This is a genomic window from Pseudoalteromonas simplex (assembly GCF_015278155.1).
In the GTDB taxonomy this organism is placed as follows: domain Bacteria; phylum Pseudomonadota; class Gammaproteobacteria; order Enterobacterales; family Alteromonadaceae; genus Pseudoalteromonas; species Pseudoalteromonas simplex.
In genome coordinates this window covers 694,737-717,155 of record NZ_JADILN010000002.1, presented here as the reverse complement: position 1 = coordinate 717,155, position 22,419 = coordinate 694,737, and the positions used below count along the sequence as shown (strand labels likewise).

Genomic DNA, 22,419 nt, shown 5'->3' with positions numbered 1-22,419 from the left:
GCTAAAATGGAGAAGACAATGATTTTACTTGTAGCTGTAACAGGCCGAGATTGCAGCCAATTAATTGCCCGATTACAAGCGTTATTACCAGAGATTGACGTACAGCTTTGGTCTGAGTGCACAGACTACGAAGCCGTAGAGTTTGTACTGGCCTGGAATGCGCCCGCTGATTTATGGCCTAAGCTGGTAAATTTAAAAGCAGTTTCTTCATTTGGTGCAGGCGTTGATAGCATCGACTTAACAAAGATAGCAGCGCATGTTCCTGTTGTTAGAATTGTTGATGATAACCTTGCTAATGATATGGCAGAGTATGTATTGGGTCATGTATTGGCGCACAAGCTGAGACTCAAAGAATATTATTTAAAACAATCAGCGGGTACTTGGAAGCCAAAGCGAGCGTATTCACATCAACATGTGGGTATCTTAGGTTACGGTGAACTAGGCAAAGCCTGTGCAAAGCGTTTACTCGCAAATGGTTTTCAAGTGAGTGCTTGGTCTAATAGTGAAAAACACGACGTTGAAGTAAGCACCTATTACTCACAGCAGGGGTTAGATGACATGCTTGGTCAAATTGATTATCTCGTGTGCTTACTACCACTTAACCAACACACTCAGGGCATTATCAATAAATCACTGCTGGGTAAACTACAAAGCCATGCGGTGCTAATTAATGTTGCCAGAGGCAAACATGTTGTCGATGAAGATTTACTCGAGGCACTTAATAGTGAGCAATTACGTGGCGCCACCCTTGATGTATTCAGCGAAGAGCCTTTACCTCAGGCGCACCCTTACTGGTCTCATCAAAAGGTGACCTTAACGCCTCACTGTGCTGCAATTTCAGATTTAGAGTCTGTCTCGTTGCAAATTGCAGGTAATGCTAAAAGGTTAACTGAAGGTAAAGAACTAATAAATCAGGTTGATAGAACAAAAGGTTATTGACACATTGTAAATTTGTTTAATAAACGTCTTGTTAACATCTGTAATTTTGCTATTCTGGAGTTGCTCAATAAAAAAACAATAATAAAAGAGGCGTTATGAAATCTAATCAAAGTGGAGCTAAATTTAGTCTGGTCGTCGTGTCAGTTATCGTTTTAGGTGTGTCAGCATGGTTTAACCAAGCTAATGCATCGGAGCAACCAGTTCAGGACATTGAAGTTAGTCAATCATAACCACACAGCATGCTCATCGAGTGCAGCACGTTTAGATGCTGCACTTTAATCGCTTATTCAACTAACTTCTTTTTGAGTGGATTTCTCTGTTCTCGTGTTTCTTCTCGTCAGATTTTTTAATCATCACATACGTTGCACCACTACCACCATGATGCTTAAGAGCACTGTGAAAGGCTAAAACCGCTGGAATTTCTTGCAGCCACTTATTGGTATAGCTCTTTAAAATACCTGGCTGTGATTTATTTTTGATACCAATCCCATGGCGAATAAGTACGACACGAATATTTCGTTTATGACAGTCATCGATAAAATTAAATAACGTACTACGTGCACGTTGAAGAGGCTGACCATGCAAATCAAGCGTGGCATCGAGTTGATATTTAGCTAAACGTAAGTTTTTATATACTTGGCCTTGTACGCCATCTTTTTTAAATGCCAATATGGCATGAGGATCTAACAGCTCGACGAACTCGCTGCGCAAATAGTTTTCATCAATTGCTAAATCACACTCAGCTGCTTTACGTTTTTCTTGTTGCGCTAAAGAAGGGCCTTGCTTGGTGGAATCAAATTGAACAGTGTCATGCTTAAGAGGTTTTACGTCTTCCATAGATGAGAGAAATAAGTCGAAGTCGTTTAATGACATAAGGTACCTCCAAATTATTTATATACGCCATTAATGGTATCTCAGTTCAACCATTTTGTAAGTAAAAAAAAGCCCAAGCAGGGGACTGCTTGGGCATAAATGCTGATAGATGATATAGCCTATTCTATCAATTTATCTTAGGGGAAGATTAACCTTGATTAATATTCAACTGGCCAAATGTGTAGACCTTGAATAAATAAAATGTGTTGATCAACACCAAGCTCATGTTTGATATTACGCTTGATGACATCAGATCTAAACTAAACGATAAAAATAATAAACTACACGCGCTAATCGCTGCAAAACGCAGTAATGTTAGCTGGTTAATAAAAAATGCACCTAGTCCTAGTGCAAGTAACGTTAAGTTTAAAAGCCAATCTAGCTCGTTTAGCATGGTCGTATCTGATCGTGTCTGTGTTGAAAAAGGAGCGCCATTATGGTGATCTTTTACACAGCTTTCAACCAAGTAATTTTAAATTTTCGGATTAGATTTTTTAATCCATTATCAGCTTTTTCATCGCTGCAAAAAATCCATTTTGTTCTGTAACTCGGTACTTCTGACAGGTGTCTGGTTTACGCTTATCTTGGCACAGGTAAATAATGTTGCGGCTTAGGTCTGCACGGGGGCTAAGAGTAGAATCAAATAAGTTTGCACCATAACCAAAAACCCCGGGCCAAAATATACTTTGTGAGACCATACCTAGCTTTTCGTAAGTGATTAACACGGGTTTTGGCGTAATTAGCAGAATTAATACAACTGCTGCGAGTGCATACCACCGTGTTTTGCTTTTCTTAAGTTCTACTTCAGGAGCACTGTGCTGAGCAGCTTGTGCGCGCGCTTGTTGTTGGTTTACTGGTCTTTGGCGCTTTGCTTGTGTTGGTTTCTTTCGTGCAGGAGCTTTACCAAGTAAAGATTGTTTTTTTATTTTATTAGACATAAAGCTTATCTGGCCTTTTAAATATAGGTCTCTATAATGAGATTATAACGAAGTTTTTGATATAATAGTCAAATTCAAATCACTCATAGCTTAAATGCGTTACACTCTACAGTGCAATGAGTGTTTATCTTCATAGTTTAAGAGGAATAGTATGGATACGCAGCTTTCAATTCTAATTGTGGACGACGTAGGTACGGTCCGCAGTTTTCTAAATCAAACATTAATGCACCTTGGTATCGATAATGTACGTGAAGCTTCTACAGCCGCACAGTGTTTAAGCGCATGTAAAGAGAAAGAGTTCAATATAATTTTTCTAGATATTGAATTACCCGATGGAGATGGTAAAGAGATTATCACGCAAATAAATGAAATTTCGCCCGAAGCGAATGTCGTGATGGTTTCGGCTCATTCAACAGTAGAAAACGTTAAAGAAGCAATTGAAAAGGGCGCTAAAGGATTTGTAGTAAAACCGTTTACACCTAAGAAAATTGCGGCAATGCTGAAAAAGTTTTACCCAGAACTAGAAATTGTTTAGCTAATTAACTATTGGGGTATTTAGAAAAGTGCCTTGTTAAATTACAAACAAAAAAAAACCGGCAAAAGCCGGTTTTTCATATTCATCAAAAACAAATTATAGCGCTTTGATTTTAGCTGCTAAACGGCTCTTATGACGAGCTGCTTTGTTCTTGTGGATTAGACCTTTAGTTGCGTAACGGTCTAGGATAGGTGTTGCAACAGCGAATGCCGCTTGTGCAGCTTCTTTGTCGCCCGCTTCAATTGCAGCAACTACTTTTTTGAAGTAAGTACGCATCATTGAACGACGGCTTGCGTTATGTTGACGATTTTTTTCGCTCGTAATAGCGCGTTTTTTTGCAGACTTGATGTTAGCCAAGGTTTGCTCCTAACAATCTTAAAATAAGCTTAATTTAAAGGCCGTGGAATATGCCTGTTTTTATCATGAATGTCAACGAAATTTTGACATCTCAAGAAAAACTGCTCCTTATAACGAACATCAATTTGCCGCTTTAGCAGTTAATATCGCCATTGTAACAAAGGGTCGGGTTCGAGCCTAGTGCTTTAAAGATATTTTAGGCATAATCGCCCATCTTAGAAGTTTTTTGATAATGGGTTTAAGGTGGCAAAAGGATTATTTCGTTCTGGGATGATTGTTAGTGCAATGACGATGATCTCGCGTATTTTAGGGTTAGTAAGAGATGCGGTTGTGGCGAATCTCCTAGGTGCCAGTGCTGCTGCGGATGTGTTTTTATTTGCCAATCGAATTCCTAATTTCCTAAGACGCTTATTTGCTGAAGGAGCCTTTGCCCAAGCATTTGTGCCGGTTTTATCTGAGATAAAAGAACAACAAGGCGATGATAAAGTCCGGTTGTTTGTGGCTCAAGCAGCCGGTACGTTAGGAACTATTTTATTAATTGTTACCCTGTTCGGAGTTATTGCTTCTCCAGTTATAGCGGCCTTATTTGGAACTGGCTGGTTTATTGATTGGTGGCAAGGAGGCGAAAATGCCGAGAAGTTCGTACTGGCCAGTGCACTGTTAAAACTGACTTTCCCTTATTTATTTTTCGTGAGTTTGGTTGCCCTGAGCGGTGCGGTCATGAACGTCTATAATCGCTTTGCTGTTGCAGCGTTTACACCTGTGCTGTTGAATATATCGATTATTAGCTGCGCAGTTTTATTGCACGATAAATTTTCAGTTGGGGCTTATGCCCTTGCCATTGGCGTATTTGTTGGGGGGGTAGTGCAGTTACTGTTTCAGTTGCCATTTTTGTACCGTGCCCGTATGCTGAGCCGCCCAAAATGGGGCTGGCAAGATGAAAACGTTAAAAAAGTGCGAAAACTCATGCTACCAGCCTTGTTTGGCGTGTCTATCAGTCAAATAAACCTGTTGCTCGACACCATGATTGCCTCAATGTTGATGACCGGTTCTATCGCGTGGCTTTACTACTCAGACCGTTTAATTGAGTTTCCTCTTGGCTTATTCGGTATCGGTATCGCGACGGTAATTTTACCCGCATTGTCTAAGCTACATAGCACTAAAAGCACAAAAGATTTTCAGCTAACCCTGGATTGGGGGGTGAGATTTGTTATTTTCTTAGGCTTGCCTGCTATGTTTGGTTTAATGGTGATAAGCCCGCTCATTATTACGGTTTTATTTGATCATGGTGCATTTCAGGACGGTGAAATTGATCATGTAAAAGCGGTAAGTTACGGTGTCATGGCCTACTCAGTTGGACTGGTTAGCTTTATGTTAATCAAGGTGTTAGCACCGGGCTTTTATTCGCGTCAAGATACTAAAACCCCCGTAAAAATTGGTATTAAAACACTGGTGTTAAATATGGTGTTTAACATTATGCTAGCTCCATTTATTGGCTATTTGGGGTTAGCGTTAGCAACCGCGATGTCGGCCAGTTGTAATGCCTATTTGTTGTATCATCAACTACGTAAAGAAGGCGTTTATCAGTTTTCTGCGATGAGCCTTGGTTTCACCTTTAAGTGTTTGTTTTCAAGTTTATTAATGGCCGCATCTGTATGGTATGTGGGCCAGCAATTTGCCTGGAAAGCATGGCACTTTACTGAGCAAGTGCTGCTGTTGAGTGGATTATTAGTGCTGGCGGTTTTTGTTTACTTTGCGGCCTTATTCATTCTAGGTGTGCGACTAAATACGATAAAAAGTGTTGCAACTACTGAATCAAACTAAAAAAAAGATTATAATCGGCGCTTCAAGCCCGATATCAATGTTTTGGGCTCGCTGATAAAGGCAAAAAGGTGGCATGGAGTTAATTAGAGGTATTCACAATATTCGCGCGCAGCATTATGGCTGTGTGTTGACCATTGGTAATTTTGATGGCGTGCACTTAGGTCATGCAGAAGTGATTAAAGGCTTGCTGCAAGACGCAGAAAAGCATCAATTGCCAAGTACCGTGATGTTATTTGAGCCTCAGCCACAAGAGTTTTTTGCCAAAGATAATGCACCCGCGCGTTTAACTCGACTACGTGATAAGCTCAGTTTGCTTGCTAAATTAGGCGTGGAACGAGTGATTTGTATTAGCTTCAATCAGCAATTTGCCAACATGGAAGCAGAACAGTTTGTCAGCCAAGTACTGGTTGAAAAGCTAGGCGTTAAAGCATTAACTGTTGGTGATGACTTTTGTTTTGGCAAACGTCGTCGTGGAGATTTTGCGTTACTAAAAACCATGGGCGCTGAGCTGAACATGGATGTGAAAAGTACTGCAAGTTTTCGCAGACTCAATGATAGAGTAAGTAGTACCCTTATTCGCCATGCGCTTGCTGCAGGGCAATTGGAAGATGCAAAAACCATGTTAGGTCATGGTTATGCGATTTCTGGACGTGTTATTCATGGCTGGGCGAAAGGTCGTGAATTAGGGTTTAGAACAGCCAACATAGCACTAAAACGCCAAGTATGCCCTGTAAATGGGGTATTTGCGGTAAGAGCAAAAGTGGGTGATAAAGAATTATATGGGGTTGCAAATATTGGCAACAAACCCACATTCAATGGGACACGCGCATTGTTAGAAGTCCATCTTTTCGACTTTGCGCAAGACATTTACGGACAATTTATGCACGTGGAGCTAATTAAAAAGCTTCGCGATGAGAAAAAATTCGAGACATTAACACAACTGACGGCGCAGATTGCAGATGATGTAACCGCCGCTAAGCAGTGTTTTGGTTTAAATTAGGTAGCCGATACGGAAAGTAGGATTAATGAGCGACTACAAACATACTTTGAATTTACCGGAAACAGCGTTTCCAATGCGCGGCAATTTGGCACAACGTGAACCAAAGATGCTTAAGACATGGTATGAAGACGATCTTTACGGTCAAATTCGCAGCGCTAAAAAAGGTAAAAAAACCTTCATTTTGCATGACGGCCCTCCGTATGCAAACGGTGATATCCATTTAGGCCACTCGGTAAACAAAATTCTTAAAGATATTATTGTTAAGTCAAAAACCTTGTCTGACTTCGACGCACCTTACGTGCCGGGTTGGGACTGTCACGGTTTACCAATTGAATTAATGGTTGAAAAGAAAGTAGGCAAGCCAGGCGTGAAAGTGTCTGCTGCTGAGTTCCGTGAAAAATGTCGCGCATACGCCAAAAAACAAGTCGAAGGTCAAAAAACAGACTTTAAACGTCTTGGTGTATTTGGTGACTGGGACAAGCCTTACTTAACAATGAACTTTGACTTTGAAGCGAACGCAATTCGCGTGCTTGGTCGCATCATTAAAAATGGTCACTTACACAAAGGTGCTAAGCCTGTTCACTGGTGTACAGATTGTGGTTCAGCACTAGCTGAAGCGGAAGTTGAATACCAAGATAAACAGTCTCCAGCAATCGATGTACGTTTTCAGTTTGCTGATCAAGATGCTGTAATCAATGCGTTTGAACTTGCTGAAGGCCATGAAGGTATAGGTGCAGTTAGTACAGTGATCTGGACGACAACACCGTGGACATTACCAGCTAACCGTGCAGTAGCAGTTCACGAAAAGCTTGAATATGCCCTTGTTCAAATTGATGATGAAGGTGCACAGCAACGTCTAATTTTAGGTTCTGAGCTAGTTAAAGATGCTATGGACCGTTATGGCTTCAAACATTACCACGTACTCGGTTATGTAAAAGGTGCCGCACTTGATAACTTACAGGTTGCTCACCCGTTCTATGACTTCACAGTGCCTGTGATTGTGGCTGATCACGTAACGACTGATTCTGGTACTGGTGTTGTTCATACTGCACCTGGTCATGGTCAAGAGGATTTCGCGGCAGGTCTTGCTTATGGTTTAGAAGTAGCTAATCCGGTTGGTGCTAACGGTGTTTACTTACCTGACACACCAATGTTTGCAGGTCAGCACGTATTTAAAGCGAATGCGAGCGTTATTGACGTATTAACTGAAAACAATGCGTTATTGCATCATCATGCGCTTACGCACAGCTACCCACATTGCTGGCGTCATAAAACACCTATTATCTTCCGTGCTACGCCACAGTGGTTCGTAAGTATGGACCAAGCTAACCTTCGTCAAGATTCATTAAACGAAATCAAAAAGACTGAGTGGTTACCTGAGTGGGGCGAGAGCCGCATTGCAAACATGGTTGAAGGCCGTCCTGATTGGTGTATTTCACGTCAACGTACATGGGGTGTGCCAATTGCATTATTCGTTGATAAAGACACGGGTGCACTTCATCCGAATACACAAGAGCTTATCGAAGAAGCTGCGAAGTTGGTTGAAAAATCAGGTATTCAAGCTTGGTATGACTTAGATCCAGCAACCTTACTTGGTGATGACGCTGAGCAATACATGAAAGTACAAGATACGCTAGATGTTTGGTTTGACTCAGGTGTGACTCACGCATGTGTGGTTGATGCACGTGAAGATTTAACCGGTCCTGCTGATCTTTACTTAGAAGGTTCTGATCAACACCGTGGTTGGTTTATGTCGTCAATGATGACATCGGTTGCTATTAATGGTCATGCGCCATATAAGCAAGTGCTAACACATGGTTTCACGGTTGATGAAAATGGCCGCAAGATGTCTAAATCATTAGGCAACGTAATTTCGCCACAAAACGTGATGAACAAACTAGGTGCTGACATCTTACGTTTATGGGTTGCATCAACTGATTTTACGGCTGAAATGACTGTATCTGATGAAATCTTTAAACGTTCAGCAGACCGTTATCGTCGTATTCGTAACACGAGCCGTTACTTACTTGCGAACTTAAATGGTTTTGATCCTAAAACGGATCAAGTTGCTATTGAAGACATGGTTGAGCTTGACCGTTGGATTGTGGGCCGCGCAGCTGAGCTTCAAGATGAAATCTTAGCGGCTTATGACAAGTATCAAATGCTACTTGTAACGCAAAAGCTAATGAACTTCTGTACTGGTGAGCTTGGTTCGTTCTACTTAGACGTAATCAAAGATCGTCAATACACAGCGAAAAGCGACAGTCATGCGCGTCGTTCATGTCAAACTGCGCTTTATCACATTGCCGAAGCAATGACGCGTTGGATGGCACCGATCTTAAGCTTCACCGCGCAAGAAATTTGGGAAGCATTACCAGGTGATCGTGACAAGTTTGTATTCACTTCAGTATGGTACGATGGCTTGCAAGCCTCTTCACAAGGTAAATTTAGCAACGATGATTGGTTAACAATCCTTAACGTGCGTGATGAAGTAAACCGTGTACTAGAAGCAGCTCGTAAAGAAGAAGTTATTGGTGCAACTCTACAAGCAAACGTAAACATTTATGCAGGTGAAGAGCTAAGCGCGAAGTTAGCTGCATTAGGTGATGAACTGCGCTTTGTACTATTAACGTCAGGCGTAACCGTTGAAACTGTGACAGCACAGCCAGAAGATACGCAAGCTACAGAAATTGATGGCTTATACATTAAAGTTGCTGCAACAACCGCTGAAAAATGTGAGCGTTGTTGGCATTACTGTGATGATGTAGGTGCTGATCCTGCTCACCCTGAGATCTGTGGCCGTTGTGTAAGCAATGTTGATGGCGATGGTGAACAGCGTCAGTTCGCATAGGAGTTGTTTGTGAGCAAACTAGCCGGAAAAAGTGGCTTGGTTTGGTTATGGCTTAGTCTACTACTTTTGGTAGTAGACTATGCGACAAAATCACTTGTCGTTAATACCATGGCCTATCAAGAGTCGATAGATATTCTGCCATTCTTTAACTTCACCTATGTACACAACTATGGTGCGGCATTTAGCTTTTTGAGTGATTCAGGTGGCTGGCAGCGCTGGTTCTTTAGTTTGATTGCAGTGTCGATTAGTGTGCTTTTAGTGTGGTGGTTGAAACGTTTACCTGCGTCTAACAAGGTATTATGTTCTGCTTATGCGTTAGTTTTAGCCGGTGCAATAGGCAATTTATACGACCGAATCGCGTATGGCTATGTTATTGACTTCCTGCATGTATATTACGAAAAATGGCACTTTCCTGTTTTTAATATTGCCGATTGTGCGATTTGTATCGGTGCCGCATTACTTTTATTTGATGCCTTCACAGGCGAAAGTCCTAAGGAGCAACAAGCATGAGCCAAGCTGTAATTGGTGAAAACTCTGAAGTGATCTTTCATTTCTCAATTAAGTTAGAAGATGGCTCAGCAGCCGATTCAACTAAAGTACATAATAAACCTGCAAAATTGCGAATGGGTGATGGCAGTCTGACAGCAAACTTTGAAAAGTGCTTACTCGGTTTAGCGGCTGGTGAAAGTAAGTCATTTGCATTAGAGCCAGAAGATGCATTTGGTCAGCCAAATCCAGATAACATCTACTATGTTGACCGCAGCAAGTTTGGTGCAGACACGCCTGCTGAAGTAGGTAATATTATTGCCTTTACTCAGCCTGATGGTGCAGAGTTACCTGGTCTTGTTCGTGAAGTGCAAGGTGAGTCAGTTACTATTGACTTTAACCACCCACTTGCAGGGCAACGCTTAACCTTTGAAGTCGATATTTTAGAGGTAACAGGTTAATGGATATTTTATTAGCGAACCCACGTGGTTTTTGCGCAGGCGTTGACCGTGCAATCAGTATTGTGGAGCGCGCACTCGATATCTTTGAAAAGCCAATCTATGTGCGTCATGAAGTCGTTCACAACCGATATGTTGTTGATGGCTTGAAAAATCGCGGTGCAGTCTTTGTTGAAGAGCTAGATCAGGTTCCTGACGACAGCATTGTTATCTTTAGTGCGCATGGTGTATCACAAGCTGTTCGAAGCGAGGCAAAGCGTCGTGACCTTAAAGTATTTGATGCAACCTGCCCGTTGGTAACAAAAGTACATATGGAAGTAACACGTGCAAGCCGTAAAGGTACTGAGTGTGTGTTAATTGGCCATCATGGTCATCCAGAAGTAGAAGGTACAATGGGGCAGTACGACAACGAAGCCGGTGGTATTTACTTAGTAGAAACGCCAGAAGATGTTGCAAACTTAACGGTTAAAAACCCTGAGAACCTGTTTTACTGTAGCCAAACAACGTTATCTGTAGATGATACAGCAGATGTGATTGATGCATTACGTACTAAGTTTCCAGCAATTGATGGCCCGCGTAAAGATGACATTTGTTATGCTACGCAAAACCGTCAAGATGCAGTGCGTGACTTAGCTGATAAAGTGGATGTATTGCTTGTAGTTGGGGCTAAAAATAGCTCTAACTCTAATCGTTTACGTGAGCTTGCCGATAAAATGGGCACTACGGCTTATTTGATTGATGATGCAAGTAATGTTGAAGCTGATTGGTTCAACAATGTAAATGCGGTGGGTGTTACTGCAGGTGCATCTGCACCAGAAGTTTTAGTTCAACAAGTTATTGCTCGTCTAAAAGGATTGGGTGGCAATCAAGTTGTTGAAAATCCTGGCGAAGAAGAGAACATAGTATTTGCCGTTCCTGTTGAGCTACGCTAATCTAAGCAAATAGTAGTCAACAGTTAAAAGAGGAGCCCATGAGCAAACAGCCTAATTCAAACGGCTTGCTGATTGCGGCTCTTTTTCAATCTCGTGGTGTCCTTGCCACACTGATCGTCAGCCAAGTCATTGCTATTTTACTCGCCTTTTCACCAATGAGCTTAGGTGATGTTTGGTTACGTCTAGCTATATTTAGCTGCTTTTTACATCTAATTTTTCTTTCAAGCTTGTCGTTACTGTATGTATGCCGGGCTCTACTTACGAAGCTGTCGCACCCTAAACAGTTATTCATTTTGGTATCCACTTTACTGGCATTAACGTCTGTTTTTAGCTGGCTGTTTTTGTCTGTGTTTTCAGATGTGTTCGCTATGGAGTCGAGAGCTAACTTTATTGTCAGTAATTTACTGATCATATTTTTGGTCACCGCGTTGTTCAGCCAATTCCTGCTTATTCATAATCAAAAAGAGCAACAAACGAAAGCGTTAGCGCAGGCTGAACTTGATGCATTACAAGCAAGAATACGCCCTCACTTTTTGTTTAATAGTTTAAACACTGCTGCTGAGCTTACCCATTATGATGCTGAGGCGGCTGAACAAGCAATTTTGGCGCTGGCGGCGCTGTCGCAGGCCGCAATGCGCAGCGGTAAAGCCATAAAGCTTGCTGATGAAATCACTTTATGCCAGCAGTATGTGGCACTTGAACGTTGGCGCTATGGCGAACGCCTAGCATTAAGCTGGAAATTACCTGACGAGTTGCCAGATATCGATATTCCGTGTCTGACAATACAGCCGATTATTGAAAATGCGGTTTTTTATGGCGTAGAGCCAGCAGAGCAGGGCAACATTTCTGTCGAGATGTATCAATCGAACAAAGCTTATACTTTCATTATAACTAACCCTGTAGCGAAGCAAGGGAGCCATTCACGAGCAGGCAACGGTATGGCACTTGAAAACATCCGTCAGCGTTTGTCACTTTTCTATCATCAAAAAGCGCAACTGACTACGACTGTTCGTGATGAGATCTTTAGGGTGAAACTGGTGATACCTAAGAAGAGAAGCGCATGATAAAAATTTTAATTGCTGATGACGAGCCTTTAGCAAGGGCGCGTATTAAACGTTTATTAGCTACCAACGAACTTTGCACAGTTGTAGGTGAAGCCAGTAACGGCGAACAGGTGATTGAACTTTGTAAGCAGCTCCAGCCTGATTTAGTGATGCTAGATATTAATATGCCCAAGCAGTCGGGCCTTGAAGTAGCTGCTGAACTAAAACAGTTTTCGATCCCCCCAGCAGTGATGTTTTTAACAGCGCATCCTGAGTATGCGTTAACTGCATTTGAGCTCGCAGTAGATGGCTATTTAGTTAAACCTGTATCCGAGCAAGCTTTAACAAAAGCAATGGCGCAGCTTAGTAAATTAAACCGAACTCAAGTATTAACACCTGAAAATAACTATATTTGCTATCAACTTGCAGGCGTATTAAGAAGAGTAAATATAGATGATGTTATTTGCTGTATTGCAGAGCAAAAATACACGCGGGTGGTGTTTTTTGAAGGTGAGGCACTTGTTGAGCAAAGTTTAAAACAACTTGAGCAAACCTATCCTCTGCGGCTACTCAGAATTCATCGTAATACACTTGTCAATAAGCAACAAATTGTAAGCCTTAATAGTCCTTCTTCTGGTGGACATACAGTCACGATGAAGCAGTTTAAAGAGCCTTTGTCTGTTAGTCGTCGAGAGCTTAAAAATGTAAAAGCTGTAATGGGTAAATAATAAAAACTCTCAATGCAGCAGCTTATCTCCTAAAGTCCCAGCTTCTTTATTGTTTATTACTTTGCTCTGAAGAAAGTTTCGGTACCGTTTATCGCGCATTATGACCGCTTGTCCATATACAGATTGTTATTTATCTGTGTCGTAATATTCTTATGGTATGTAAAAGTATCAATGAACTTCACCATGATTAAACATTCTGAGCAGAAAGGCTTTACGCTTATTGAAGTGCTTATTGCCTTTGTTATTTTGAGTTTTGGTTTATTAGGTGCCGTGGCCTTACAAGCTAAAGCAAAACAAGCTAGCTTTGATTCAATGCAGCGTGCAGCTGCTGTGGCACTTGGTAATGACATAATCCAACGTATGAGAGCAAATGACTCTTCGGGTTTTGCCGGTTTATACAATGGAGAGTTTAGTAGTCAATCATCAGCCGACAAAGCTCAGGCATGTTTTAACTCCGCTTGTACTGCAAAAAATATAGCTGAGTTTGATAAACAACAATGGATCCGCGCAATTCAAGCTCGTGAAAATACGGGTGCTTTAGATAATGCCACTGTGTGTATAAATAACACCCCAGTCGCAGCAGGAAATGCGAGTGAATTTAATATAAGGGTGGTGATCAGCTGGCAAGGTAGGCAGGAGCAAAAAGCAAATAATGCGACAGCTGCTATTGATTGTGGAACACAAAACGACAAGCGCCGTTTAGTCGTGCTTGAAAGCTACATATACTTAAGGTCATAAGATGAAAAAGCAAACTGGATTTACACTTGTTGAGATGATGGTCGCTTTATTCATTGGCGGCATAGTGCTTGGTGGGGTGATGTTTACTTATTTAAGTATGAAAGTAACAACACGAGACACCATGACGATTGGTGAATTGCAGGAAACAGGTCGGTTAGCTTTAAATATCATGCAGCGTGATATAGAACAGATTGGCTTTTGGGGAACATTCTATGAAGACTCGTTCTCAGATGAAAATACTAATACGGATACTGTAAATAACCCTACAGGTGACTGCTCAGAAGGCCTCAATAATGCGAGCTTCCCTGCTGACAGTGCAACTAGTAATTTTCGCTCGGTTTATGCAGTAGAAACCTCAGATGGTTCTGCGCTTAGTTGTATCAACAATGCAAAGAAAAATACTGATGTTTTACAGATGAAGTTTCTTGAAGGGCTGCAGATCCAACCTAACCAGACAAGCAAAGACTATTACTACTTCATTGCTGAGCAAGAGCGGGCTGAATTTAGAAAAGGTCCAATTTTGGCCGCATCTATCAATGGTAATGCAACTATATGGCGTTATCGACACCATGTTTATTATATTGTTGAAGACTCATTCAAAATAAATGATCAATCAGTTAAAGTCCCCGTTTTACGCCGAAAAAGGTTAACTACTAACCAAAATATGAGAACTGAGAGTGTGATGGAAGGCGTGGAGAATATGCATTTTGTATTTGGTCTAGATACCACGAACAATAGTCGAGTAGATACTTACAAAAGCATAAACCAAATGACAAACAGCGACTGGGAAAATCGAAGAGGCATTTTAACAGTACAAGTTTTTTTACTTGTTAGATCGCTCTTACCGGATTCAAACTTAAAACTAAAAAACCAGACTTACACATTGGGTGAAGATGCCAGTAAGAAAGAGCTGAGTTTCAAAGATAATTTTCGTCGAGCCGTGTTCACAACAACAATACGCTTGAATAATGTTGGAGCAAATTTATGGCGCATCTAACCTTGTATAGGAAACAACAAGGGGTGGTGTTAATCGTTGCTTTGATCATGGTGGTGGCGGTTACGGGGATTGCAGTAACTCTGTTAAGCAGCAGTAGTGTTGATATAAAAATTACTAATGCAGCTCAAGAGCGGGGAGTAGCTGAAAACGTGTTAATAGGTGATGTACAAAATATTATAGCAAATGAAGCTCGTGCGCGAGGTAACAGCCGCTTTTTCTTAAATAAGGAACAAATTGGTGACGCTGGTATTAACTTAGGTAACCTAGGTGATACTACAAACAGGATGTTTAACAGGAATGAAGGCCCTCTGCCATTGAATTGTCCTAGGCGCTTTGACGATACCGAAGGCTTAAAGTGCAATATGATTGAGATAAATTCAGTTATTAAATATGGTTCGAAAAGTAAGCACAACCTCACTATTACAACAGGAATAGCTCAACAAATGCTGAGCTTAAATAGTGATAATTAATGGAGTAAGGCTAGTATGAAAATCAAATTAAGCAGCCTATTTTTTATTTTTTTTAGTGTTATCAGCCCAAGTATTTTTGCTGAAGATATTGATCTATATATAAATTATAAAGTTTCGGAAGACGAAAAGTTACGAATTTTACTCGTTTTTGATACATCAAATAGCATGGCATTCTCTATAGAGACGGGCAGAGTCTGTATGAATAAGGGGAAACTCATACTATGTCCCGAAGGAAGTCGATTAGAAGTCGCACAGGAGGCGATGATTAAATTAATTAACGACAATAGTGATATTGAGTTTGGTTTAATGCGGCTTATTAAAGGCACTGGTGGATATGTTGTTCATGGAATTGGTACAAACCATAAGGCGATTAAAAATACCATAAGAAACTGGGATGTAAATTCTTTACAGGGAGGAACACCCCTTGTTGAAACCATTACAGAAGCGTGGCGATACCTATCGGGCGATGAAATATTCTATGCTAATTTAGTAGACCCCGTAGAACGCGATACTTCTATAGAACAAAGTGGTAAGTATATTTCTCCTTTCAAACAGAATTCAGGTGATCCAATTCGTTGCGATAATAGCGTTAATATCATTTTGATGACAGACGGTGAGCCTTATTGGGATTTTAATCAAGATGACTTTATTAAACGCTTGTACAAAAGTATTTATGGTACTGAACCAGGAGCAGTTGGGAAGAGTTATTTACCATCAATGGCAACAATTCTTCATGGTAAAGAGAATGAAAAAAGGGATATTTACCCTGCAACAAGTGTTGTAGATGGCGCAAATGTTTACACGATAGGTTTTGGTAAAGGCTTAGCCAAAAACGCAGGAGATATTTTACAGGCGACTGCTGATAATGGTGGTGGTGACTATATTTTCGCAGACTCTCCAGAAGCGCTAAGAGAGGCATTTTCTTATGTTGTCAACAATATTAGAAAGGTTAACTCAACTTTTTCTTCGCCAGCGGTAGCATCAAATAATTCAGATAAATTATCACACCGTGATGCAGTATATTTTCCAATGTTTTTGCCTTCAAATCATGCTCGTTGGAGAGGAAATCTGAAAAAGTTAAAAGTTTCAAATGGTGTAATTATCGGTGCGGATGCTAAACCTGCTCTTGATAGTAATGGCGCAATTTTATCTAAAGCTAAAACATATTGGCAATCAAATGAGAGTCTAAAAGCAGATGGTGGGTTTGTTGATAAAGGAGGTGTTAATTTATTTTTATCAACCCAATCGAGTATCCCTAATAAAGACAGGAAGGTTTTGACAAATGTTTCTGGTGGTCGAATGCTTCCATTTACTGACTATAGAGTCATTATCCATTACGGAAATCGTTTTAAAGCCGCTGAAGATTTTGAGTCTGATCCAGATGAAGTGTTTGATCTTATAGACTGGTCTAGAGGCCGTGATGTTGATGATGAAAATCAAGACGGCCTTACTAATGACACTCGACATGATATTTTTGGAGATGTATTGCATTTTAAACCTGCCACAATAGATTATGGGAATGATGATGTACGCATACTTGTGGGCACTAATGCAGGCTATTTACATATGTTTCAGGATAAAAATGATGTATTGAGTGAAAGCTGGGCATTTATACCAAGAAGTTTATATAAAATTATTAAGCCATTAAGAGATAAAGAAAAACGAAGTAAGGTGTATGGGGTAGATGGCCCAATCTCAATATTCTTTGATGACAAGAATAGCGACGGTGTTGTTAATGGTGCTGATAGGGTGTGGGCATTTTTTGGTTTAAGACGGGGTGGTAATGAATATTATGCACTCAATATTACAAACCCTAATTCGCCGAAGTTAATGTGGGGTGCTCCCATTGTTGGTGGCGCTGCAGGTTTTAAAGAGCTGGCGCAAAGTTGGTCTAAACCAAAGGTTACCTTTATTAATCTTAAAGGCTATGAAAATAGACCTGTTCTGATTTTTGGTGCGGGTTACGACACTAACAAAGATAATTCTATCTCAGCAGACTCAATAGGTCGAGGGTTGTATATTGTTGACGCAGAAACAGGTAAAAGATTATGGGCGTTAACAAACTCAGAAGGTGGCTTTAAAGGTGAGCATAGTATAGCTTCAGACATACATTTACTTGATTCTGACTATGATGGATATACAGACCGATTGTATGCAAGTGACACAGGTGGTGGTATTTGGCGAGTAGATTTAGCTACAAATGACTCTCGTAACTGGACGCACTATCAACTGGCAAAGTTAGGCAATAACAACCGTCGATTTTTTTATGAGCCTTATGTATCTAGAACTCTGTTCAGTCAAGTAACAGAAACAACAATCGATGGTGAAAAAACTTTTTCAAGAATTGATACCCCTTTTGATGCGGTACTTATTGGTAGTGGAGATCGTACTGATCCTTTAAATTTAAAAGTGAGTGACAAACTCTACATGATCCGTGATGCAAATACTGTAACTCGCAGCTTCAAAAATAGCGAGATACCCGAGACAATTAAACAAACAGATTTAATGAATGTTAACAGTGATCCTTTTTCAAAAGTGACTGATAATATACATGACTTTCAAGAATTAGAAGTAGACCTAGCTGGTAAAGATGGGTGGTTTTTCAATTTAGGGTGGGGAGAAAAAGCCACAGCCAAAGCAACTGTAATTGGTGGGATTGCATATTTTACTACTCATAAACCAGATACAAGCTCAAAGTCACGTTTTGAATGCTCTATTGCTGCTGGCCAAGGCTACCTTTATGCTTTTCATCTTCATTACGGAACAAAAGTTTACGATTGGTGGAGGAGCCCAACTGCTTCAGAATTACCCGATACACCGACAATGTATGTGAAAGATGGAAAAGTTTACCTATTTCCATTACCTCCAAAAGATATAAATTGCATTGAAGATTGTGAGAAAATAGAGGTTGGATCTATTAATGGCCCAATGCCGACGATTGATGAAAATGGAAAAGTTCAATTATATGATAAAGAACCTCTTAAATTAAAAGTCAAACAAAGCTATATATATAAACTAGAGAGGAATGATAATAGCTTGTAGTTATATATTAAAATCTTATTTTCTTATTTCAGATGGCCCAAATTTATTTGGGCTTTTTTTGTTTAAATGGGTTTTTATTAATAATATAAATTTCTTCAATTTTTTAAATTGTAGGCTCTGTTTTTATACCTTTACATTTTCATTCCCTCTTTATGGTTAGCTTATGATTTTATTCTTTTTATACTTCTATGTTCTTGAAAATGTTGGAACTTATTTTTTAAATCGTTGTTATCTCATTGTTTAACATTGCTGATTAACATTTTTGGATTGATATTATATATTTTTTATAATAATCTTGTACTAGTATTAATTTGCTAGCTTTTTATAGTGCTTTTGTTTTTGATAGTTGAATTTTCGCTAAGGGTGTTGGGTGGATATTTTTAAATGGGTTGGTTATGGAAAAAGTTTTAATCAATAGAAATAAAAAATATAGCGTTTCAAGTTTGCATAAACAGCAAGGTATTGTACTAGTTATAGCATTGATTATGGTCGTTGCTGTAACAGGTATTGCTGTTACATTGATGAGTAGTAGTAGTGTAGATATTAAAGTTGCAAACTCAGCCCAAGAGCGAGAAACGGCCGAAAATAGTCTAATTGGTATAGTGCAAAAAGTTATCGCTAATGAAGCGGCAGCAGGTGGCAATAGTGCTTTTTTAATGAAAGCATCTGAAATACCTGAGGGAGGTTTTGATATGGATGATATGGATGGCGCATCTAATACTATGACAAACCTAAATAATGGTGTGCTAGATTTACCATGCCCACGTAAATTTAACTTTACTGCCGGTGTATCATGTAACATGGTCCAAGTTGATACCACTATTACTTATGGCACTAAGAGTAAACATACCTTAACGATCAGCACAGGCGTTGCCCAAGAAATGGCTAGCCTCAATACCGGTGGTTAGTGGAGAAAAGTAATGAATATAGAAAAAATTACTCAACGAATATTGCTAGCTTCATTAGCTGTAATTAGTTTTTTGGGCCACGCCGAAGATATAGAGCTTTATGTCAATCATAATGTTGATCTCGATGAGAAACCTCGCGTATTAATTGTATTCGATACTTCTGGAAGTATGGCCTTCTCAACATCGACTGGTAACAGCTGTGGTTACAGTAATTATTCAGGCTATATCCTTTGTTCTGATAGTCGGTTAGGTGTTGCACAAAGTGCTATAACAAGCTTAGTTGAAGGTAATGACGATATTGACTTTGGCTTGATGCGCTTTAATAGTACTGATGGTGGTTATGTATTATCTGGTATAGGTTCGTCTAGTTCCTTCTTAAAACAAACAATTGCCGCCTTACCTGCAAATGGGGGGACCCCTCTAACAGAAACCCTCTGGGAAGCATATCTGTATATTACAGGACAAAATGTTTTTTACGGTGAAAAAGTTAATGAAGCGCTCAGAGATACGTCAATTGAGAAAAGGAAACAGACAGGTAGTTGGTGGAATCCAAAGTACGACTATACCTATATTTCTCCATTTGATAACTCCGAAGAAGTTAAGCGTTGTGATAACTCGGTCAATATTATTTATATGACCGATGGTGACCCTTCTGCAGGTTCAGATAATCAACAAGATGGAAATATTAGCAATCTTTTTTACTCTCATTTTGGGACCTACCTTTATAACTCAGATAAAATTGCAGGGGTTCTTCTACACAAGTTAGCTCAGATCATACATGGCACCGATGATGTTGAAGTCGACTTAAGGCCAACCACAACGGATATCCATGAAACAGGGCGTGTATATACCATCGGCTTTGGTAGTGGGATGAGTAATAACGGTAAAACTCTACTTTCGGAAACCGCTCGATTAGGCGGTGGCCAGTACCTGCATGCGAATACTTCAGAGCAATTATCCGAGGCATTGAAAAATACAATCACCCAAATCCGTGAAGTAAATGATAGTTTCACTTCACCGTCAATCGCGAGTAACAATGTTGATCAAACCCGTAGCCGCGAATCGATTTACTACGCTATGTTTTACCCTGAAACGGGTGCGCGTTGGCGTGGAAATTTGAAAAAATTAAAAGTGTCTGGTGATCAAATTGTTGATTCAACAGGTAAATCAGCACTTAATGAAGATGGTTTGATTTCTAATAAAGCGAGAACGTTCTGGCTACCAACTAATGAAGAAGCTGATGGAAATACAGTGCAACGTGGTGGCGTAAATCTACATTTAACTAAACTAGCATCGCGAAAGTTATACACAGACGCGGGTAAGCCTAGTCTAGTAGATTTTACAAAAGCAAATGTTTCGAGTGCCTTAGGTGGCGATGAAAAAGCCGCGAAGTTGTTTGGGGTTGATAAGTCACAATTACAAAAAACAATTGATTGGGCGCGCGGGATAGATGTTGATAACGAGGATGGAGATTCTTCATCAGTGGAGCAGCGACAAGATATTTTCGGTGATCCGCTACATTCTAAACCCGTTACAATTGATTATGGTAATGATGACATTCGCATTTTAATTGGTACAAATGCAGGCTTTTTACACTTTTTCCAAGATAAAAAGGACGTTCTTAAAGAAAGCTGGGCATTTATTCCAAGTAGCTTGTACAAAATAATTAAGCCGCTACGAGAGAATCAAGCGAACACTAAAGTATATGGTGTTGATGGTCCAATATCTGTATTTTTCGATGACAAAAATAATGATGGTGTGGTAAATGGGAGTGATCGTGTTTGGGCATTTTTTGGTTTGAGGCGTGGTGGTAATTATTACTATGGCTTAGATATTACAAACCCCGACTCACCAAGTTTACTGTGGAATCAACCTATTGAAGGTGGTTCCGGTGACTTCAAAGAGTTAGGTCAAACTTGGTCTAAGCCTACGGTTACCTATATTAATATGGAAGGCTATAAAAACCGCCCTGTATTGATTTTTGGTGCGGGTTACGACACTAACAAGGATAACGTGATCCGAACAGATGATAACGAAGGCCGCGGGATCTATATTGTTGATGCGCAAACAGGAAATAAAATTTGGGCACTAACTCCAACCGAAAACGGTTTTAAAGGTAAGCACAGTATTGCGGCTGATGTTAGTGTTCTTGATTCGGATTATGATGGCTTTGTTGACCGTTTATATGCAACTGACACAGGTGGTGATATTTGGCGAATAGATATGCCGAGTGAAAAACCAAATAGCTCTGATAGTCCTTGGACTCACTTCAAACTTGCAAGTTTGGGCAGTTCTTTGAGTACACAAGATAGGCGTTTTTTCTACAAACCGCTGATAGCAAGAACTATGTTCAGCAAGGTCACAGAAACAACTATTAATGGGAAAAAAATATTTTCTCGACGAGATACACCCTTTGATGCAGTTTTAGTTGGCAGTGGTAATCGTTCAAAGCCAACTTCAACAGTAACTAAGGATCAACTTTTCATGATTCGAGATATTAATACAGTTACTCAATCTTTTGTAGGTAGTGACGTACCCAAGGTAATTACTCAATCTGATTTAATGAATATGGACTCAGATCCATTTGGTAATGCGCTTGATAATGTCGATAAATTTACCAAGCTAGAAGTTGAACTTGGAGCTTATAAAGGCTGGTATTATAACCTTCCGTCAGTGGGAGAAAAATCACTTGCTGCGAGTACAGTTATAGGGGGGGTTGCCTATTTCACAAGCTATACCCCTGCTTCTGCAACCGAGACAACTAACCAGTGCTCGTTAACTGGTGGCTCAGGAAGCGTATATGCCTTTCATTTACACTATGGCACAAAGGTTTACGATAGCCTGAAATTTACTACTTCCAATGATGTTCCGGACACACCTCAGTTGTATTTTGGCGTGGGGAATAGTTGTGTTGATAATAATAATAATGGCTATTGTGATGACTTACCTGATCCTGACAATCCAGATGTCATTAAAGATACTGAAGAAAAAGTCGAAGAGTTAAGTCAATTTCTAACAATTGGGCCTGGTATTAAGGGGCAAGAAAACCCATTTAAGGTTCAAGAAATCTTAGGTCCAAGTATAACAGTTGAAGACGGTAAAATTAAGCTTGTTAGTGATGCAGTGCCTATTGGCTTTGGCTTTAAAACACAACAAACTTTCATCTACAAGCAAGAGCGAAACGATAATAGCCAATAAAGCACTAAGCGAATGCTCTGCCTTAGGTGTTAAGGCAGAGCATGTGGTAGCGATTTGAATACTCGCCTTAATTGCATAATTATTGTTAGCCATCTAAGATAA

General features: G+C 40.1%; 21 protein-coding genes. 17 read left to right on the top strand and 4 right to left on the bottom strand.

The genetic code is table 11. From position 1 onward, the window contains the following. Window positions 1–18: 18 nt before the first annotated feature. Together IRQ78_RS07175 and IRQ78_RS20735 are read left to right on the top strand one after the other, a co-directional pair. Complete coding sequence (locus IRQ78_RS07175; protein WP_054551765.1) at window positions 19–939, top strand: 2-hydroxyacid dehydrogenase; 921 nt, start codon at window positions 19–21, stop codon at window positions 937–939. Between the two features lie 95 nt (window positions 940–1,034). After that, the gene (locus tag IRQ78_RS20735; protein WP_262387613.1) at window positions 1,035–1,169 is read left to right on the top strand and encodes a hypothetical protein; all 135 of its coding nucleotides are present in this window, start codon (window positions 1,035–1,037) and stop codon (window positions 1,167–1,169) included. Between the two features lie 61 nt (window positions 1,170–1,230). Here IRQ78_RS20735 and smrA read toward each other — a convergent pair whose 3' ends face one another. The 3 genes from smrA to IRQ78_RS07160 all read right to left on the bottom strand — a co-directional run bounded on the left by smrA (window position 1,231) and on the right by IRQ78_RS07160 (window position 2,750). Further along, window positions 1,231–1,812: a DNA endonuclease SmrA gene (smrA, locus tag IRQ78_RS07170; RefSeq protein ID WP_054551764.1), complete on the bottom strand. Its 582-nt coding sequence runs from the start codon at window positions 1,810–1,812 to the stop codon at window positions 1,231–1,233. 148 nt (window positions 1,813–1,960) lie between these two features. Beyond that, entirely contained in the window at window positions 1,961–2,206 is a 246-nt protein-coding gene (locus tag IRQ78_RS07165; RefSeq protein ID WP_054551958.1) for a hypothetical protein, read from the bottom strand. Between the two features lie 100 nt (window positions 2,207–2,306). Continuing rightward, window positions 2,307–2,750 carry a hypothetical protein gene (locus tag IRQ78_RS07160; protein WP_054551763.1) on the bottom strand — a complete coding sequence of 148 codons (444 nt, stop codon included), beginning with the start codon at window positions 2,748–2,750 and terminating at the stop codon, window positions 2,307–2,309. A gap of 151 nt (window positions 2,751–2,901) precedes the next feature. Here IRQ78_RS07160 and IRQ78_RS07155 point away from each other — a divergent pair, with 151 nt between their 5' ends. After that, entirely contained in the window at window positions 2,902–3,285 is a 384-nt protein-coding gene (locus IRQ78_RS07155) for a response regulator (protein ID WP_054551762.1), read from the top strand. A gap of 96 nt (window positions 3,286–3,381) precedes the next feature. On the opposite strand, the gene rpsT is transcribed toward IRQ78_RS07155, so the two are convergent. Beyond that, complete coding sequence (gene rpsT, locus IRQ78_RS07150; RefSeq protein ID WP_036967030.1) at window positions 3,382–3,642, bottom strand: 30S ribosomal protein S20; 261 nt, start codon at window positions 3,640–3,642, stop codon at window positions 3,382–3,384. Window positions 3,643–3,885: 243 nt separating this feature from the next. Between rpsT and murJ the strand changes: the two genes are divergently transcribed. The 14 genes from murJ to IRQ78_RS07080 all read left to right on the top strand — a co-directional run bounded on the left by murJ (window position 3,886) and on the right by IRQ78_RS07080 (window position 22,317). Next, window positions 3,886–5,466: a murein biosynthesis integral membrane protein MurJ gene (gene murJ / locus IRQ78_RS07145; protein WP_268795023.1), complete on the top strand. Its 1,581-nt coding sequence runs from the start codon at window positions 3,886–3,888 to the stop codon at window positions 5,464–5,466. A 73-nt stretch (window positions 5,467–5,539) separates the two neighbouring features. Continuing rightward, window positions 5,540–6,466 (top strand): bifunctional riboflavin kinase/FAD synthetase, encoded by a 927-nt coding sequence (ribF, locus tag IRQ78_RS07140; RefSeq protein WP_062564282.1) that lies wholly within the window; start codon window positions 5,540–5,542, stop codon window positions 6,464–6,466. Between the two features lie 25 nt (window positions 6,467–6,491). Next, window positions 6,492–9,317: an isoleucine--tRNA ligase gene (gene ileS, locus IRQ78_RS07135; RefSeq protein ID WP_194441688.1), complete on the top strand. Its 2,826-nt coding sequence runs from the start codon at window positions 6,492–6,494 to the stop codon at window positions 9,315–9,317. 9 nt (window positions 9,318–9,326) lie between these two features. Beyond that, window positions 9,327–9,827: a signal peptidase II gene (gene lspA / locus IRQ78_RS07130; RefSeq protein WP_194441687.1), complete on the top strand. Its 501-nt coding sequence runs from the start codon at window positions 9,327–9,329 to the stop codon at window positions 9,825–9,827. Continuing rightward, window positions 9,824–10,264 (top strand): FKBP-type peptidyl-prolyl cis-trans isomerase, encoded by a 441-nt coding sequence (gene fkpB / locus IRQ78_RS07125; RefSeq protein ID WP_194441686.1) that lies wholly within the window; start codon window positions 9,824–9,826, stop codon window positions 10,262–10,264. The genes lspA and fkpB overlap by 4 nt, the downstream gene beginning before the upstream one ends. Continuing rightward, window positions 10,264–11,193 carry a 4-hydroxy-3-methylbut-2-enyl diphosphate reductase gene (ispH, locus tag IRQ78_RS07120; protein WP_194441685.1) on the top strand — a complete coding sequence of 310 codons (930 nt, stop codon included), beginning with the start codon at window positions 10,264–10,266 and terminating at the stop codon, window positions 11,191–11,193. The genes fkpB and ispH overlap by 1 nt, the downstream gene beginning before the upstream one ends. 38 nt (window positions 11,194–11,231) lie before the next feature. Next, a complete protein-coding gene (locus IRQ78_RS07115) occupies window positions 11,232–12,257 on the top strand; it encodes a sensor histidine kinase (protein WP_194441684.1) in 1,026 nt (341 codons plus the stop codon). Then, window positions 12,254–12,964, top strand: coding sequence for a LytR/AlgR family response regulator transcription factor (locus IRQ78_RS07110; RefSeq protein ID WP_228482538.1), 711 nt, complete (start codon window positions 12,254–12,256; stop codon window positions 12,962–12,964). The genes IRQ78_RS07115 and IRQ78_RS07110 overlap by 4 nt, the downstream gene beginning before the upstream one ends. 183 nt (window positions 12,965–13,147) lie before the next feature. After that, window positions 13,148–13,702, top strand: a complete 555-nt coding sequence (gene pilV / locus IRQ78_RS07105) for a type IV pilus modification protein PilV (protein ID WP_194441683.1) — start codon at window positions 13,148–13,150, stop codon at window positions 13,700–13,702. A gap of 1 nt (window position 13,703) precedes the next feature. Beyond that, on the top strand, window positions 13,704–14,699 hold the full coding sequence (locus tag IRQ78_RS07100; RefSeq protein WP_194441682.1) for a PilW family protein: 996 nt from the start codon (window positions 13,704–13,706) through the stop codon (window positions 14,697–14,699). After that, entirely contained in the window at window positions 14,687–15,169 is a 483-nt protein-coding gene (locus tag IRQ78_RS07095; protein WP_194441681.1) for a pilus assembly PilX family protein, read from the top strand. The genes IRQ78_RS07100 and IRQ78_RS07095 overlap by 13 nt, the downstream gene beginning before the upstream one ends. Window positions 15,170–15,184: 15 nt before the next feature. Continuing rightward, window positions 15,185–18,211: a PilC/PilY family type IV pilus protein gene (locus IRQ78_RS07090; RefSeq protein ID WP_194441680.1), complete on the top strand. Its 3,027-nt coding sequence runs from the start codon at window positions 15,185–15,187 to the stop codon at window positions 18,209–18,211. A 395-nt stretch (window positions 18,212–18,606) separates the two neighbouring features. Then, window positions 18,607–19,119, top strand: coding sequence for a pilus assembly PilX family protein (locus IRQ78_RS07085; protein ID WP_194441679.1), 513 nt, complete (start codon window positions 18,607–18,609; stop codon window positions 19,117–19,119). A 12-nt stretch (window positions 19,120–19,131) separates the two neighbouring features. Then, entirely contained in the window at window positions 19,132–22,317 is a 3,186-nt protein-coding gene (locus IRQ78_RS07080) for a pilus assembly protein (RefSeq protein ID WP_194441678.1), read from the top strand. Window positions 22,318–22,419 lie beyond the last annotated feature (102 nt).